The sequence below is a fragment of the Gluconobacter sp. R75690 genome (assembly GCF_015244525.1).
Taxonomy (GTDB): Bacteria; Pseudomonadota; Alphaproteobacteria; order Acetobacterales; family Acetobacteraceae; genus Gluconobacter; species Gluconobacter potus.
Window position 1 is genome coordinate 232,313 of sequence record NZ_JABCQB010000001.1, and the last position, 16,503, is coordinate 248,815.

Annotated in this window: 11 protein-coding genes and 1 tRNA gene; 7 read left to right on the plus strand and 5 right to left on the minus strand. The window is 61.4% G+C overall.

Annotated elements, in window-relative coordinates; genetic code table 11:
• The first annotated feature begins 44 nt into the window (after window positions 1–44).
• Together panC and ade are read left to right on the plus strand one after the other, a co-directional pair.
• Window positions 45–872 (plus strand): pantoate--beta-alanine ligase, encoded by an 828-nt coding sequence (gene panC / locus HKD27_RS01100; protein ID WP_194688213.1) that lies wholly within the window; start codon window positions 45–47, stop codon window positions 870–872.
• A 58-nt stretch (window positions 873–930) separates the two neighbouring features.
• Window positions 931–2,628, plus strand: coding sequence for an adenine deaminase (ade, locus tag HKD27_RS01105; protein WP_194688212.1), 1,698 nt, complete (start codon window positions 931–933; stop codon window positions 2,626–2,628).
• An 85-nt stretch (window positions 2,629–2,713) separates the two neighbouring features.
• On the opposite strand, the gene HKD27_RS01110 is transcribed toward ade, so the two are convergent.
• Both HKD27_RS01110 and HKD27_RS01115 read right to left on the minus strand, forming a co-directional pair.
• A tRNA-Arg gene (locus HKD27_RS01110) sits at window positions 2,714–2,790 on the minus strand.
• Window positions 2,791–2,877: 87 nt separating this feature from the next.
• A complete protein-coding gene (locus HKD27_RS01115) occupies window positions 2,878–3,846 on the minus strand; it encodes an alpha/beta hydrolase (RefSeq protein WP_228518249.1) in 969 nt (322 codons plus the stop codon).
• A gap of 117 nt (window positions 3,847–3,963) precedes the next feature.
• Here HKD27_RS01115 and polA point away from each other — a divergent pair, with 117 nt between their 5' ends.
• The 3 genes from polA to HKD27_RS01130 are packed head-to-tail and all read left to right on the plus strand — an operon-like array spanning window position 3,964 to window position 9,076.
• Window positions 3,964–6,798: a DNA polymerase I gene (gene polA / locus HKD27_RS01120; RefSeq protein WP_370544212.1), complete on the plus strand. Its 2,835-nt coding sequence runs from the start codon at window positions 3,964–3,966 to the stop codon at window positions 6,796–6,798.
• 13 nt (window positions 6,799–6,811) lie between these two features.
• A complete protein-coding gene (locus HKD27_RS01125; protein WP_194688211.1) occupies window positions 6,812–7,420 on the plus strand; it encodes an SCO family protein in 609 nt (202 codons plus the stop codon).
• Complete coding sequence (locus HKD27_RS01130) at window positions 7,421–9,076, plus strand: ABC transporter substrate-binding protein (protein WP_194688210.1); 1,656 nt, start codon at window positions 7,421–7,423, stop codon at window positions 9,074–9,076.
• A gap of 14 nt (window positions 9,077–9,090) precedes the next feature.
• Here HKD27_RS01130 and HKD27_RS01135 read toward each other — a convergent pair whose 3' ends face one another.
• Complete coding sequence (locus HKD27_RS01135; protein ID WP_194688209.1) at window positions 9,091–10,242, minus strand: hypothetical protein; 1,152 nt, start codon at window positions 10,240–10,242, stop codon at window positions 9,091–9,093.
• A gap of 19 nt (window positions 10,243–10,261) precedes the next feature.
• Entirely contained in the window at window positions 10,262–11,491 is a 1,230-nt protein-coding gene (gene purD, locus HKD27_RS01140; protein ID WP_194688208.1) for a phosphoribosylamine--glycine ligase, read from the minus strand.
• 66 nt (window positions 11,492–11,557) lie between these two features.
• Here purD and xseA point away from each other — a divergent pair, with 66 nt between their 5' ends.
• Window positions 11,558–13,111, plus strand: a complete 1,554-nt coding sequence (gene xseA / locus HKD27_RS01145) for an exodeoxyribonuclease VII large subunit (RefSeq protein WP_194688207.1) — start codon at window positions 11,558–11,560, stop codon at window positions 13,109–13,111.
• A 35-nt stretch (window positions 13,112–13,146) separates the two neighbouring features.
• Window positions 13,147–13,509 (plus strand): hypothetical protein, encoded by a 363-nt coding sequence (locus HKD27_RS01150; protein WP_062495776.1) that lies wholly within the window; start codon window positions 13,147–13,149, stop codon window positions 13,507–13,509.
• Between the two features lie 94 nt (window positions 13,510–13,603).
• On the opposite strand, the gene HKD27_RS01155 is transcribed toward HKD27_RS01150, so the two are convergent.
• A complete protein-coding gene (locus HKD27_RS01155) occupies window positions 13,604–16,420 on the minus strand; it encodes an Rne/Rng family ribonuclease (RefSeq protein WP_194688206.1) in 2,817 nt (938 codons plus the stop codon).
• Between the last annotated feature and the right edge of the window lie 83 nt (window positions 16,421–16,503).

Below are 16,503 nucleotides of genomic sequence, written 5' to 3' on the forward strand. Positions count from 1 at the left end.
TGTCAGGCTCCGCGCCCGCAGTTCTGGCGGGAAAGGAACATGGCATGCAGGTTTTTGAGACAATCGGGGCATTTCGGGCAGCGCGGACGGCTTATCCGACCCTCGGTTTCGTTCCGACCATGGGGTTTCTGCATGAAGGCCATCTCGGGCTGGTCCGGCGGGCTAAGGCGGAAAACGGCGCGGTGGCGGTCAGTATTTTCGTTAATCCCACACAGTTCGGCCCGAATGAGGACTATGCGTCCTATCCGCGCGATCCCGAGCGAGATCTGGCGCTTCTGAAAGAGGCCGGGGCCGATCTGGTGTTTCTGCCAACGCCCGATATGCTCTATCCACCGGGTTCTGTCACCCGGATTGAAGTCGGCGGTGTAGCAGAAGAACTCGAAGGCCAGTCCCGTCCCGGACATTTCTCCGGTGTGGCGACGGTGGTCACCAAACTGTTCAACATCGTCCAGCCGCAGCGGGCTTATTTCGGGCAGAAAGATGCCCAGCAATGCGCGGTTGTGCGCCGCTTCGTGGCGGATCTGGATATTCCGGTTGAAATCGTGGTCTGCGATATTGCGCGTGAAGCGGATGGGCTTGCGCGTTCCAGCCGTAATGTGCGCCTGACAGCCGAAAACCGTCAGAAAGCTCCGGCCCTGTTTCGGGCTTTGCAGGAAGCCACGCGGCTGTTCCGTAATGGCGAGCGGGATGTGGACGTTTTGGAAAATGCCATGCGCGCGGTCCTGACCGAAGCCGGACTTCCGGATATCGACTATGCGACGGTTGTGAACGCAGACACGTTCCGCCGCGAACAGCCTTGTTCCGATAACGCTCTGGCGCTTCTGGCCGTGCGGGCCGGGGAGGTCCGGCTGATCGACAACATGCCGCTTTGAGTTGCTCACCCTTCGTGCGGTATAAGCATGCACTGCTGACGTACGGAGGATTTCAGGCATGCAGAAAACCATCATGCGTCGCGTGGCCCAGGGTCAGGGCCACGAACCCGCCGATCTGGTCATCCGCAATGTCCGGCTGTTCGATCTGGTCACGGGCGATCTTATCCCGACCGATATCGCCATCTGCGGCGATCGGATTGTCGGGACTTACGGTGAATACGAAGGCGTCCGGATGATCGATGGCGCGGGCCGGATTGCCGTGCCGGGCTTCATCGACACCCATCTGCACGTTGAATCTTCGCTCGTCACGCCGTTCGAGTTCGATCGCTGCGTTCTGCCGCATGGTGTGACAACGGCCATCTGTGATCCGCATGAAATGGCCAATGTGCTGGGACGTGCGGCGTTCGATTACTTTCTGGCTGCCGCCGAGCGGACCATCATGGATCTGCGCGTCAACCTGTCGAGCTGTGTTCCAGCCACGTCCATGGAGACATCGGGCGCGGTTCTGAACGTGGATGATCTGGTGGCGTATCGGGACCATCCGAAAGTGATCGGTCTGGCCGAGTTCATGAACATTCCGGGCGTTCTGAATGGTGATCCGGGTTGCGTGGACAAGCTGGCTGCTTTTGCGGACGGGCATATCGACGGTCACGCACCGCTCATGCGCGGCAAGGCCCTGAACGGCTATCTGGCGGCCGGTATTTCAACCGACCACGAAGCCACGGCTGCTGATGAAGCGCTGGAGAAAGTCCGCAAGGGCATGACGGTCCTGATCCGGGAAGGATCGGTCTGCAAGGATCTTGAAGCGCTGGTGCCGCTGCTGAACGTCGCGACTTCGCCGTTCTTCGCGTTCTGCACTGATGACCGCAATCCGCTTGAAATCGCCCATGAGGGCCATCTGGATTTCCTGATCCGCCGGGCCATCGAACTGGGTGTCGAACCTCTGGCCGCATACCGGGCTGCCTCCCTGTCTGCGGCCACAGCTTTTGGCCTGAAGGATCGTGGACAGATCGCGCCGGGCAAGCGCGCGGATATCGTTCTGCTCGATGATCTTGAGCGCTGTCAGGTGTCGGACGTCATTTCCGCCGGTCGTCTGGTGAATGATGCGCTGTTCGCAGGCCGCGAGATCGTATCGCCTGTCGGGCTGGAGAGCGTGAAACTGCCGCGTCCGGTCATCGCGCAGGACATGGTGGTTGAGGGCAGCGGGAAAGACCGCCCTGTCATGGGAGTCATTCCGGGCCAGATCATCACGGAATTCCTGCGGCTGGACCTGCCTGAAGACCATGGCCACGTTCTGCCGGATCTGGAACAGGATGTCGCCAAGGTCTGCGTCGTGGCGCGGCATGGGCATAACGACAACATCGGGCGCGGTTTCGTGCGGGGTTTCGGTCTGAAGGAAGGCGCGCTGGCGTCGTCCGTCGGGCATGACAGTCATAATATCTGCGTTGTCGGAACCAGTGACGCCGACATGGCCTGTGCGGTGAACCATCTGGAAAAAACCGGTGGCGGCTTCGTGGCGGTCCGGAATGGACAGGTCCTTGCAGACCTGCGTCTTCCGGTGGCAGGCCTGATGAGCGATGCGCCTTACGAGCAGGTCCGCGATGATCTCATCATCCTGCGCAAGGCGGCGAAGACGATGGGCGTTGTTCTGGAAGAGCCGTTTCTGCAACTGGCCTTCCTGCCGCTACCCGTGATTCCTCATCTCAAGATTACGGATTTCGGGATGATCGATGTCCGGACCATGAGCATAGTCTGAAACAGGAAAAGGAAGTCTCGGCCTGAGATTGATCTCGGTCGGGACAGCCACGCTGATCAGGCAGAGTGTATCTGGTTTTGGGGAGTGGTGGACCTGACGCGATTCGAACGCGTGACCTTTGCCTTCGGAGGGCAACGCTCTATCCAGCTGAGCTACAGGTCCATGCGCCCTCAGATAACTGCTTCGGCGACAGATTGCCAGCCCTCTTTTTTGAAAGTTCTGTCGTCCGGACATACGCTTGGCAGAAGGTCATGGAAAAGTCTGTGTCTGGGCAGTGGCCTGCCATGCGGCAGCAGCGATATCGCCGCCTGATGGCAGGAAGCGGTTGGGGTCTGTCAGCCACGAGACGGCATCCTGTGCCGCGCCCCGGTGGTCCCGGCTGAGAAGATGATGGGCGCCGGGCAGTTCGTCGATCCGCGTGTCGGGGGGCAGTTTGCGCAGCAGACGCGCCGTGAAGGGTGGCAGGACGAACTGGTCACGGCCACCAAAAATAATGAGCAGCGGGGTCCGGGCCCGGGGGGCGGCCTTGTAGGCGGCCTGCATCAGAAGGGTCAGGCCATAGAGCGGATGGATCGTCGAACTGTGCAGGGTGAGGGGATCGAAATACATCCGCCGCAGGGCCTTGAGGTTGTCGCTTGCAACCCGGTGACCGGGAACGGCCGATCCGTCGAGCTTCCAGTGCGGGGTCAGGAGATCAAGACCGCCCAGAATGCTCTCCCAGGGCTGACCGATATCGAGCGCCGCAGGGGCAAGCAGGATCGTGCTGCTGATATGGGGCGTGTCTGTCGCGGCCAGAAGCAGGGCTATGGCACCCCCCATGCTTTCTCCCATGACGTGAATGGGTGTGCCGGGATAGCGGGTGTGCAGCCAGAGCACCTGTTCGCGGGTGTCCTGCACCAGTCTGGCCGTGCTGCTCCATTCCCCCCGGTCCGCAGTTCCGCCAAAGCCCCGGATGTCCGGCGCGACGAGCATAAAGCCCTGGGTCGTGAAGACCGGTGAGGCGAACTCCCAGGCATCCCGGCTGTCGCCGTAACCGTGCAGGGCCAGGATGATGCCGCGGGGGCTGGGTGTGAGGGCCGGATACAGTCGCAGGGGAATATGGGCGCCATCCGACATGTCGAGTGTGAGTGTCGGGGGGATGAGGGCCGTTTCCTGTGCTGTCGGATGCAGGTCCGGAATATGGGGTGCCGTGCAGCCCTGTAGCGCCAGCGGGGTCATCAGGCAGAGCAGTCCGAAGGAAAGACGTCCGAGGCGGTTTGAAACGGAAGGGAATGAGCCTATCATCACGGATGATTTTAGAACGTCCGCTCCTTCGGGGCGAGAAGGGAGACATTCGTGCCGCCAGAAAAACCTGATCTGGGAAAAGCCGATCTGGAAAAGCCTCATCTGGTACTGATCGACGGGTCCGGTTTCATCTTCCGCGCGTTCCATGCCCTGCCGCCGATGAGCAGCCCCCAGGGTGTGCCGGTCAATGCGGTCTATGGCTTTACGAACATGCTGGCGCGTCTGCTGCGGGACCATGTGGGAACGCATCTGGCCGTGATCTTCGATGCCGGCCGCACGACGTTCCGCAACGAGATCTATCCACAGTACAAGGCACACCGGCCGGAAGCTCCGGAAGACCTGCGCCCGCAGTTCGGCCTGATCCGCGATGCTACGGCGGCTTTTAACGTGCCGTCGATCGAGCTTGCCGGATGGGAAGCGGATGACCTTCTCGCGGCCTATGCCAAAGCGGCCGTGGAAGCGGGCGGCTGCTGCACCATCATTTCGTCTGACAAGGATCTGATGCAGCTCGTGCGTCCCGGCGTCGAGCTGATGGACCCAATGAAGCAGAAGCCGATCCGCGAGGCCGAGGTCGAGGCCAAGTTCGGTGTCCGTCCCGATCAGGTCGTGGACGTACAGGCTCTGATGGGGGATTCGACGGACAATGTTCCCGGTGTGCCCGGCATTGGTCCGAAAGGTGCGGCGCAGCTCGTAAACGAGTACGGCACGCTGGAGCAGATCCTCGCCGCCGCGCCGGGCATGAAGGCGTCCAAGCGGCGTGACAATCTGATCGAGCATGCCGATGCCGCGCGCATGTCCCGCAGACTGGTTCTGCTGGACGATAACGCGCCGATGCCGCAGCCGATCAGCGACCTTGGCTGCCGCGAGCCTGTTCGCGAGACCCTGCGGGACTGGCTGGAAGAAATGGGGTTCCATTCCACCATCCAGCGCATGGGGCTGGGTCTGGCCGCAAAGCCGCGCCCGTTCACGCGCCAGATTGTCCGGCCTGAGGACAAGGCGGCTGCACGGGAGGAGGCTGCGGCCGTCACGATCCCCGATGCGGCTTATGGTCCGTATGAGACCGTGACGGACATGGACGCGCTGGACCGCTGGATTGCGGACGCGCGGGCCGCGGGCGTGGTGGCCGTCGATACCGAGACGGACAGTCTCAATGCTCGGCAGGCCAATATGGTCGGGCTGTCGCTGTCGGTTGCGCCGGGGAAGGCCTGTTATGTGCCGTTCCTGCACGAAACCATACGCGACCTGCTGGAAGAAGATTCGACCGGGGAAGCTTTCGTTCGTCAGCTGGATCGTGCCGAGGCGCTGGAGCGTCTGAAGCCGCTGTTGCAGGATGCGTCCGTCCTGAAGGTGTTCCAGAACGCGAAATATGACCTGACCGTCTTTCGTGGCGCGGGCATTCCCGAAATCTCGCCCATCGACGATACGATGCTGATTTCCTACGCCCAGTCCGCCGGTGAGCACGGGCAGGGCATGGATGAGCTGTCGGAACTGCATCTGGGACACACGCCCGTCACCTATGATTCCGTGACGGGGACGGGGCGCAAGCGCATTCCGTTCGCCCAAGTGGCGATTGATACCGCGACCGCCTATGCCGCCGAAGATGCCGATGTCACGCTGCGTTTGTGGCAGGTGCTGCGTCCGCAGTTGCGGATCCGGAAGGCGCTGGCGCTGTATGAGGAAATCGAGCGTCCGCTGATCCAGATCCTGACGGATATGGAAGATGTCGGCATCAAGGTGGACGCTACCGAACTGCGCCGCATGTCCGTTGATTTTGCTGAGCGTATGGCGACGATCGAGCAGGAAATCCACGAGCAGGTCGGGCGGAGCTTCAATGTCGGCTCCCCCAAGCAGCTTGGTGAAATCCTGTTCGATGAAATGGGTCTGCCCGGCGGCAAGCGGACGAAGAGCGGAAGCTGGGGCACGGATTCCGGGGTGCTGGAATCCCTGGCCGAGCAGGGGCATGAACTACCGCAGAAAATCCTGGCCTGGCGTCAGTTGGCCAAGCTGAAATCTACCTATGCCGATGCGCTGGTCCAGCAGATGGATCAGGACACGCAGCGGGTTCATACGTCCTTTCAGATGGCCATCACCACGACGGGGCGGCTGTCTTCGAACGAGCCGAACCTGCAGAACATTCCCATCCGGACGGAAGAAGGCGCGCGCATCCGTAAGGCCTTCGTGGCCGCACCGGGCTGTGTTCTGCTGTCCGCGGATTACAGTCAGATCGAACTGCGTCTTCTGGCCCATGTTGCGAAGATCGAACCGCTGCTTGAGGCGTTCCGTCTGGGGCAGGACATTCATGCCCGCACGGCGTCCGAAGTGTTCGGCATTCCGCTTGAAGGCATGGACCCGCTGACCCGTCGCCGGGCCAAGGCCATCAATTTCGGCATCATTTACGGCATCTCGGCCTTCGGTCTGGCGCAGCAGCTCCAGATTTCACCGGGCGAGGCGCGGTCCTATATCGATGCCTATTTCGCCCGCTATCCCGGCATCCGCGCCTATATGGAGCGGACCAAGGAAGAGGCGAAAAAGCACGGCTATGTCACGACGCCGTTCGGCCGCCGCTGCTATGTGCCGGGCATCACCGAGAAGAACGGTGCCCGCCGCGCCTATGCCGAGCGTCAGGCCATCAATGCACCGCTTCAGGGTGGGGCAGCAGATATTATCAAGCGCGCCATGGTCCATCTGGCGCGGCGTCTGCCGGCGACGGGTCTGAAGGCGAAAATGGTTCTTCAGGTGCACGATGAACTGCTCTTCGAAGTCGAGGAGCAGGATGCAAAGGCGCTGGCGGATTTCGTTCGCACGGAAATGGAAGGGGCCGCCAAACTCGACGTGGCCCTTGAAGTAGAAACCGGTATCGGCCCAAGCTGGGCTGACGCACATTAAAGACAGGAAGGTCATGCAGACCAATCACGAACGCCGCAAGCGGGTCGGCAATCGCATCATCTGGAGCGTTCTCGCTGTGGCGGCCGTTCTGGGATATGTCGGCTTCCATCTTGCGTCCAATGGTGGTCCGGGCCTTCTGGTCCAGTCCAATGGCAATGAGGTCGGCGGCAGCTTCCGGCTGGACTCGCTGGGCGAGAGCACCGTCACCGAAGGCGATTTCCACAACACCTGGATGCTGGTCTGGTTCTTCGATGCCAACTGCCCCGAGGACAAGTGCAAGCCCGTGCTGAAGAGCATGGAACAGGCGCTGGTCACACTCCGGGCCGAGGGTATCCGCGTCTCGCCGCTGGCTGTCTCGCTCAATCCGTTCGACGAGGCTGACCCGCTCAAGGAATATGTCCTGCCTGTCGCACCGCATGTCATGCCGTTCACGGCCACGCCGAACATGATCAAGGCCATGACGGCCGAATATCATGAGCCGCTCCAGAAGGAGGGTGACCATTTTGTTCCAGCGCCGCAAATCGTCATCATGGACCCGAACGCCCGTTATGCCGGCACCATTCCGGCTGATGGCAACGCAGATGCTCTGATCGCGCGTCTGCGTGAACTGGCGAAGCGCTGAATGAAGCGGGGGGCTGCGCTTCTCGCGGCGGGGCTGTTTCTGGGGCTTGGCGCTTCTCAGGCACTTGCCGGAGAGCAGATCCCGCCTGACTGGAACGGCATCACGCTCGGCAGTCCCCACCGCGGCGGCACGCTGCATCTGACGGCGGATGGCCCCGGCGGGACGCTGGACCCGCAGATCAATTACGGCACCCAGTACATGCAGGTGTTCGTCAACATGTACGACCCGCTGCTGACTTTCCGTCTGGCGCGGGGAACAGCGGGGCTGGAGGTCGTGCCGGACCTTGCCGATGCCATGCCGGTCATCAGCCCCGATGGTCTCACATGGCGCCTGCATCTGCGCCCGGGGCTGCATTTTTCCGATGGCGCGCCCGTTCGTGTCGAAGACGTGGTGGCCTCATTCCGCCGGATTTATCGCGCGGGGAGCCCAACCGCGGCCTCGTTCTATGGCGGCATCGCAGGCGCTGAGGAATGTCTGGAAGCGCCCGATCGCTGTACGCTGCCCGGCGTTGAGGGGCATCCGGAAACCGGCGAGATCGTCTTCCATCTGACGAAGCCGGACGGCGAATTTCTCTACAAGCTCGCATTCCCGCACGCTGTAATTCTGCCGGCCTCAACCCCGGTTCATGATATGGGCGGCACAACGGTCCCTGGGACCGGGCCGTATCGCATCACGCAGTACGACCCGGGACACGGCATGGTTCTGGAGCGCAACCCGTACTTCCACGTCTGGAACCCCCAGGCCCAGACGGACGGTTTCGTGGATCGCATCGAATATGATTTCGGGCTGTCGGACGAGGCGCAGGTCACAGCGGTCGAACAGGGGCGGTACGACTGGATGCTGGATGCCAAGCCTGCCGACCGGCTGGGAGAGCTGGGCGCGAATTACACGTCCCAGGTTCATATCGAGCCGCTTCTGGGCCTGTATTATCTGGCGATGAACACGCATGAAAAGCCGTTCACGGATGTCCGCGTGCGCCGGGCGGTCAGCATGGCCGTCAACCGCCATGCGATGACAATCCTGTTCGGTGGCAGCGCGATTTCCGAGCCTTTATGCCAGATGGTGCCGCATGGGATTCCGGGCGCCGATCTGGGGCTGGACTGCCCGCAGGATCTGGAGGGTGCGCGCCGTCTGATCCATGAAGCCGGGGCGGATGGTGCGTCCGTCACGCTGGTCGTTCCCAACCGGGCCATGGAACTCGGGATGGGTACCTATCTGCGCAATGCCCTGCAATCCGCCGGGCTGAACGCCCAGCTTCGCCCGATCACGGCCGGGCTTGCGGAATCCTACGAGCAGAACACCGCCAATCACGTCCAGATCGCGCTGTCCTACTGGTTCGCGGATTATCCGTCCGCCTCAACCTTTCTCGACGACCTGTTCGGCTGCGACAATTACCATCCGAACTCGGCCGTTTCACCGAACTACACGGGCTTCTGTGACCAGCACGTCCAGGCCCTGTTCGATCAGGCCCGCTCCCAGACAGACCCGGCCAAAGCGTCTCCGATCTGGCAGGAAGCAGGACACGCTGTCATGCAGCAGATGCCCGGCGCCCCCATGATCCAGATGCGTACCGTCGATTTCGTCTCCAGACGGCTGGGGAACTATTACTCGACACTCCTGAACCATATGCTGTTTTCACATGTGTGGGTGCAATGACGAAAAATGGCAAATTAACCTGATATATTATCGTGGCATGGAAAATATTTGCTTATAGCGGTGGTAATTAGGTTCTGTATAGCCTCATCCGGAACAAGGTATGGATCATAATTGAAGTTATTCATGTCGGGCACATCGTATTTCATGAGAGACCAGAAATATACTACAGGTATGACTGTGATAGATGTTTGCCCTGCTTTGTGAATATGTACATCTACACATAATAGGATGCTTTTGGGTGTCGTTCCCGAAACTTGGGGAGCAATGGGTCTGGTGATATCCGCCTTGGAATATGTGACTTCCTCCAAAGGGATGGACGTCTCCAGCAAGGGAGGAACTTCCCATTTCTGCCCCAGATGGTCTTCACCTAAAACGGTAATGTCTACGGTTTGACCCGTATCGGTATAGAAAAAGAAAGAACGGCTCCCGGGAAGCCAATTATAATTCAAATGGATTTTACCAGAGGCATCGTTGGACGATAGCTGAAGAGCGAGATCTCCAAAAATCGAGAAGCATCCGGGAATAGGTCGAAAATCGTTTCCGTCATGCCACAGACATTTATAGGCGAGGCCATAATTGTTATTGAGGGGTGCCTGCGTGCCTCTTTCATCCAGCATGAGATGATTCATGATGGTTATCAGGCTGTTTTCAGTCTCGGTTGTATTGCCGGGATCAAGATGAAGCTGATTGTCACAAAGGCGCATCTTTCGGGCAACGACAGCTTGAGCGCCCTTTTCTCCCAACACGAAGGATTTTCCGGTTTGGAAACGCTCGTTGAGAGAAAGTCCTTGACGGAGGTCGATCTTGAAGGCTGTTGCCGGATAGTCTGCTGAGCCCGAAAAAACACCTGCGATGTCTGTATTGGTTGTGAAATCAACAGGACGGTCAGCTAAAAAATTTCGCAGATCTTCCAATCTTCGAATAGTTTCAGCTTTCTCCCGCAGTTGATAACAGAACTTCTGGATAGTTGCCGCATCTCCTGCCCCACCGATTGCGAAGACATTGTTGAGTCGCATGATCTTTTGTTGGGCCGATTGGATTTTCGGTATGGACTTGCTGAGCGGCATGACGATGCCATCGTCAACCGGGGTGCCAAAATGGAAGACGGCCATGTCACCGATGAGAACAGGCACGCCATCACGGATTTCTGCGATAATTACTGTCATCTAGCTAAATTTTATTCTGTTACAACCCGATATCGCTGCGAAAGATTTTATCTTCCCACTGGATCGCGGATGCCCCTTCATAGGCCAGCTTCCGGGCCTCTTCTGGTGTCGCCGCTTTTGCGCAGACCGTCAGCACGCGCCCGCCATTTGCGACCAGAACGCCATCGACCAGTCTCGTACCCGCATGGAAGACCGAGACGCCCGGAACGGCCTCGGCGCGTTCGATCCCGCTGATCCGGCCCCCCTTTTTCGGGGCATCCGGATAACCGTTCGCAGCCAGAACCAGCGAGATCGAGTGCTCGTCGGAAAATTCTGCTGCTGCGTGTTCGAGACTGTCCTGTGCCAGTGCAGCGAGGATCGGCAGCAGGTCCGATTTCAGACGGATCAGCAGCGCCTGCGCTTCTGGATCACCAAAGCGGACATTGTATTCGATCAGCTTCGGTCCTTCGCTGGTCAGCATCAACCCGGCGAAGATCACGCCACGGAACGGCGTGCCGCGTCGGACCATCTCGGCCAGCATCGGGCGGACCATGCTATCGAGCGCCTTTTCCTGCATGACTCGATCGAAAGCGGGGGGAGGGGAAATCGCGCCCATGCCGCCGGTATTTGGGCCGGTATCGCCATCGCCAAGGCGCTTGTGATCGCGGGCCGCACCGATGAGCACGGCCTTGTCGTCCGAGCAGAAAGCGAAGAGCGAGACTTCCTCGCCCACCAGACATTCCTCGATCACAAGTGGCATGCCGAGTTGACGGATGGCGTTCTCGGCCTCTTCAACGCTCTGGGCGACAACCACGCCCTTGCCGCCAGCCAGGCCGTCGGCCTTGATGACGATCGGAGCGCCACGACGACGTACGAACTCAATGGCCGGAGCTTCCTCTTCAAAGCGCTCCCAGCGCGCCGTCGGGATACCGGCCGCGTCAGCCACGTCTTTCGTGAACGCCTTGCTGCCTTCCAGCAGGGCCGCCGCCTTCGTCGGACCGGCGCACGGAATGCCCGCTTCGGCGCAGGCATCTGCCAGACCGGCCACAAGCGGTGCTTCCGGACCGGGCACGATCAGGTCGATCTTCTGCTCCTGCGCGAAACGCACCAGCCCCGCGACGTCATCCGCCTTCAGCGGAACGAGCGTTGCGACCGATGCCATGCCGGGATTGCCCGGTGCCGCATAAAGGGCGGTCAGACCCGGTGAGCGCGCAAGACATGTAGCCAGGGCATGTTCACGCCCTCCGGACCCGACCAGCAAAACGCGCATTCCGCTTATCCTTTATTATGCAATCGTGGGCTTCGTTTGACGGCGTGCGTAGCATAGACTGACGCCATGATGGAGAGTGATGGCGCATCGATCCGCGGGAATGTTCCGCAATATTCGGTTTCCGAGATTTCCGGGGCGATCAAACGCACGCTGGAGAGCGGATTCGGCCGCGTGCGCGTGCGCGGTGAGGTCACGGAACTCAAGCGCTATCCCTCCGGGCATGTCTATCTGTCGCTCAAGGATGAGGGCGGCAAGATCGCCGGTGTGATCTGGCGCGGGAGTGTTTCGCGCCTTGGCATGGCGCCTGAGAACGGCAACGAGGTGATCGCAACCGGCCGCGTCTCGGCCTACGGCGAGCGTTCCAGCTATCAGCTTGTCATCGACCGCATGGAGTTCGCGGGCGAGGGGGCGCTTCTTGCCAATATCGAGCGCCTGCGTCGCAAGCTGCTTGAAGAGGGCCTGTTCGATCCCGAGCGCAAAAAAGCCATTCCGTTCCTGCCGTCTCTCGTGGGTGTCATCACGTCACGCTCCGGCGCAGTGTTGCACGATATCATCACGACAATTAGTCGTCGCTTCCCGCGGGATGTGCTGCTTTGGCCGGTTCCGGTTCAGGGTGAAGGCGCGGCCGCCCAGATCGCAGCGGCCATTGAAGGCATGTCCGTCCGCCGTCCGCGCACACCGGATGTGCTGATCGTCGCGCGTGGCGGTGGCTCGCTTGAAGACCTGATGGCGTTCAATGACGAGCGCGTCCTGCGTGCCGTGGCGAACTGCCCGGTGCCGATCATTTCCGCTGTCGGCCATGAAACCGACACCACACTGATCGATCTCGTCTCGGACCGCCGGGCGCCCACGCCGACCGCTGCCGCCGAAATGGCCGTGCCTTTGCGCTCGGAGATGGTCGCGGATATGGCGCATCGCAATGCGCGGCTGACGGGTGCGCTTACCCGTATCATCCAGACAGCCCGCGCGCGACTGGATCAGGCCGCCGCCCGTCTGCCCGATCTGCCCGGCCTGCTGGATTCCGCCCGGATGCGCCTGGACGATCGGGGCCAGCGTCTCGATCTGGCGCTTCCGTCCTTTGTTATGCGGGTGCGCAACCGGCTGGATGCACCGGGGATGCACCTGCCATCGCCGGAACTTCTGATCGGGCGCAGTCGCGCGGGGTTGCAGGCTTTGCGTCTGCCTGCGCCCGAGCTTCTTGTCAGCCGCGCCCGTACCCGCCTGACGGCCCCCACGACTCATCTGCCTAGCCCGGAACTGCTAATCGAGCGCCGCCGGGCCGCCCTGCGTGTGGTTTCTGGTGAACTGGATACGGCCTGGCAGCGCGCGCTCCAGACCTTCCAGCTCCGAACGGAACGCCAGCGCCTGTCGCCTGATATTCTCAGAAGCGCCATCCGTCTTCAGCAGGCCCGGCTTCAGGGACTGGGCAGCCATCTTGAGGCCGTCTCTCCCCGTGCCATCCTCAGCCGGGGTTATGTCCTGGTGCAGGATGTGAACGGGCAGCCCGTCACGAGTGCGGAGGCCCGTCCCATCGCGGATCGCGTCGTTCTGTCTTTCGCCGACGGTGATCGTGGGGCAAGACTGGACAGCCTGTCGCCGCAGGGCGATCTTGGGCTGTAATCTTTCATCCACCCGATCTGTGATCCGGAGTCTGCATGCGTTCGTTCTGGTTGAGTCTCGTTGCCCTGCCGCTGCTTGCAGCCTGTGCCCAGCAGCCGACGGCGCCAGCGCGTCCGGCGGGCTCGCCTCCGACGCAGGCCAAAATCCCGCCGCAGGATTTTGCGCCAGGTCTGGCCGAGGAGACGTCTGAAGACGGCAAGAAGAAGCTGTTCAACGATCCTTCGGCCCCGCTGAATACGCCGCTCTGTGGAACGGCGCTTCAGGAGCAGGCGCAGGCGGGGGCGGCGATCTACCCGCAGAGCGTGGCGAGCACGAGTTCCTGCCCGCGCAATGCCTGTTTCCAGCCGCTGACCGGGACCTATATTGCGGCAACCGGCGCACAGAGCGTCTGCCGCTAAAGCAGACTTCAGGGTTTATCTGGGACAAAAGAAAAAAGGCCGGTCGGGATATCCCGACCGGCCTTTTTCATGGTTCGCGGAACGCGCTGACGGATCAGCGCTTCCACCAGCCGGCACGACGCTTCGTCGGCGCGACTTCATCGATGTTCACCGGCTGAAGGATATTTCCTTCCTCGGTGGTCGGAGCCTCGACAGGCTTGGCCTTCGCTGTGCGACGGGCGCGGGTGCGCTTCGGCTTGACGGCTTCTTCGGAAACAGTCTCCGCGGGAGCCGCAGCGACTTCGGCAGTGGGCTCAGCCGGGGCTTCAGCTTCGACGGGCTGAGCCTTTGGCGTCCGGCGGGTCCGGGTCCGACGCGGCTTGGGCGCCTCTTCGGCCACAGGCTCTTCCGGAGCTGGAGTGGCTTCTGCCGCCGGGGCTGCTGCTTCCGCAACTGTCTCGGCCGGAGCGGCCTCCACAGCCTTGGCGCGGGTCGGACGACGTCCGCGACCACGACGGGGCTTGGGGGCCTCCTCGGCCACCGGTTCTTCCACGACGATGGTCGTTTCAGCAGTCGGAACCTGCTCGATCACGATTTCCGTGGGCGTGCTGATCCCGGTCTGAAGGGCCTCGGTTGTCCCTTCAAATTCGGCCTGCTCGATCACGTCGAAGATGTCGAAGCTGCCACCGAACGGATCGGCAGGCGTCGGACCCGTATAGCGACGCGGTGCCGGACGCTCCTCGCGCTCTTCACGACGACGCGGGGTGCGGGCCGGGGCAGGCGCGTTCGAACGGGTGGTCGCAGCCGGGCGCGCCGGGGCGACGTCACGAACCTCGGATACGGGCTGTGCAGCCGTATCTTCAGACTCTTCGGTGTCTTTGACGACGCGCTTGAAGCGGGTGCGGCGACGGCCCGGGATGATACCGTTTTCGTCAGCGGCTTCGGGAGCAGCGATCTCGCGCGTTTCAGCCTTGGGGGCATCCTGCTCCTGGCTGTTTTCCGCTGTCGGCATGTCTTCGTTCTGCTCACGACGGCCACCACGACGGCGGCGACGGCGGCGACGGCGACCGCCGTTGCTTTCCTCTTCGCTCTCGGATGTGGCTACGTCCTCGATAATCTCGGCGTCGACAACCGGCGTTTCCGTCCGCACGACGACAGGCGCTTCTTCCTCGATGATTTCGATCGTACGGACATGCTCGGGAGCACGCTCGACAGCGCGTTCCGGCGCACGGACCTGGGCGGGAGCCGGGGTCTGGGCCTGCAGGCGCTCAATGCGCATGTCAGCTGCCGCCAAGTTTTCTTCCGTACGGAAAATCACCTGCATGCGGTGATGGCGTTCAATGTCCGCCAGCCAGGAGCGCTTGTGGTTGAGGATGTAGAGCGCGATGTCGGAGCCCACATGCACTTCGATTTCGGCCGAACGCTGACGGGCGCCTTCCTCGTCGATGGCGCGCAGGACATGCAGGGCCGAGCTTTCTGTTCCACGGATGAAGCCGGTACCCTGACAGTGCGGGCAGGGCGTCAGGACGGATTCCGCGATGGACGGACGCAGGCGCTGGCGGGACATTTCCAGCAGACCGAAATGTGAGATGTGTCCGACCTGGATGCGTGCGCGATCGGAGCGCAGGGCTTCCTTGAGGCGCTTCTCTACCTGCGCGTTGTGGCGGCGGCTTTCCATGTCGATGAAATCGATCACGACCAGACCGGCCAGATCGCGCAGACGCAGCTGACGGGCGACTTCCTCGGCGGCTTCGAGGTTCGTGCGCAGGGCCGTCTCCTCGATGTTGCGCTGCGAGGTGGACTTGCCGGAGTTCACGTCGATGGCGACGAGGGCTTCGGTCTGGTTGATGACCAGATAGCCACCCGACGGCAGACGGGCCGTCGGCGAGAACATCGCGTCCAGGTGGCCTTCGACATTGTAGCGTGCGAACAGACTCTGGCCACGGTTCTGCCAGAGCTTCACCTTGTTGGCATTGCTCGGCATCAGCAGGCGCATGAACTCGCGCGCGCTCTTCCAGGCGGCTTCGCCATCCACGAGGATGTCTTCGATATCCTTGGAATACAGGTCGCGGATGACGCGCTTGATGAGGCTTGCTTCCTCATAGACCAGCGTCGGCGCGACCGAGGACAGGGCGTGCGAGCGGATGTCGTCCCAGAGCTGGAGCAGGTATTCGCAATCGCGCGTCACTTCCTGCGCGGGACGGCCGGCACCGGCCGTGCGGACGATCATCGCCATGGATTTCGGCAGGTCCAGTTCCGCGATGATGTCGCGCAGCCGGCGACGGTCGGAATCAGACGTGATCTTGCGCGAGACGCCACCACCACGCAGGGCGTTGGGCATCAGGACACAGTAGCGGCCGGCCAGGGAAATGTAGGTGGTCAGGGCCGCGCCCTTGTTGCCACGCTCTTCCTTGACGACCTGCACCAGCAGTACCTGGCGGCGGCGGATGACTTCCTGGATCTTGTAGTTGCGCAGGAAACGGGCCGTACGACGTGAGGATGCGCTTTCCTCACCCGTATCGTGCTCGCCGCCGACGGTCTCGGGCGCGCGACGGTCATGGTTGTCGCCGTCCTCGCTGTCCGTAGCGTCTTCGGAAACCGTTTCGGTCTCGGCATCATCGGAAGCCTCACCGCGCTCGGCAATTTCCTCTTCCTGGAGCGCGATGAGCTTCTCGCGGTCTGCGACAGGGATCTGGAAATAGTCGGGGTGGATTTCGCTGAAGGCGAGGAAGCCGTGGCGATTGCCGCCATATTCGACGAAAGCGGCCTGAAGGCTCGGCTCTACGCGAATGACCTTGGCAAGATAGATATTGCCCTTGAGCTGCTTCTTGGTCGATGTCTCGACGTCGTAATCTTCGACGCGGTCACCATCCATGACCACAACACGCGTTTCTTCCGCGTGTGTGGTGTCGATGAGCATACGCTTGGTCATGGAAAACTGAACTCCACGACGCTCCACAATGGCTGCCTTGGCCGGGCGGAACGTCAGATTGTGTGGGGTGGAGGGAACGGCGC

Excerpts from the sequence above, each read along its gene's own strand:
- panC (WP_194688213.1), top strand. The coding sequence starts at position 45 with ATGCAGGTTTTTGAGACAATCGGGGCATTTCGGGCAGCGCGGACGGCT.
- ade (WP_194688212.1), top strand. The coding sequence starts at position 931 with ATGCAGAAAACCATCATGCGTCGCGTGGCCCAGGGTCAGGGCCACGAA.
- HKD27_RS01115 (WP_228518249.1), bottom strand. The coding sequence starts at position 3,846 with ATGACCCCGCTGGCGCTACAGGGCTGCACGGCACCCCATATTCCGGAC.
- HKD27_RS01125 (WP_194688211.1), top strand. The coding sequence starts at position 6,812 with ATGCAGACCAATCACGAACGCCGCAAGCGGGTCGGCAATCGCATCATC.
- HKD27_RS01130 (WP_194688210.1), top strand. The coding sequence starts at position 7,421 with ATGAAGCGGGGGGCTGCGCTTCTCGCGGCGGGGCTGTTTCTGGGGCTT.
- HKD27_RS01135 (WP_194688209.1), bottom strand. The coding sequence starts at position 10,242 with ATGACAGTAATTATCGCAGAAATCCGTGATGGCGTGCCTGTTCTCATC.
- purD (WP_194688208.1), bottom strand. The coding sequence starts at position 11,491 with ATGCGCGTTTTGCTGGTCGGGTCCGGAGGGCGTGAACATGCCCTGGCT.
- xseA (WP_194688207.1), top strand. The coding sequence starts at position 11,558 with ATGATGGAGAGTGATGGCGCATCGATCCGCGGGAATGTTCCGCAATAT.
- HKD27_RS01150 (WP_062495776.1), top strand. The coding sequence starts at position 13,147 with ATGCGTTCGTTCTGGTTGAGTCTCGTTGCCCTGCCGCTGCTTGCAGCC.
- HKD27_RS01155 (WP_194688206.1), bottom strand. The coding sequence starts at position 16,420 with ATGACCAAGCGTATGCTCATCGACACCACACACGCGGAAGAAACGCGT.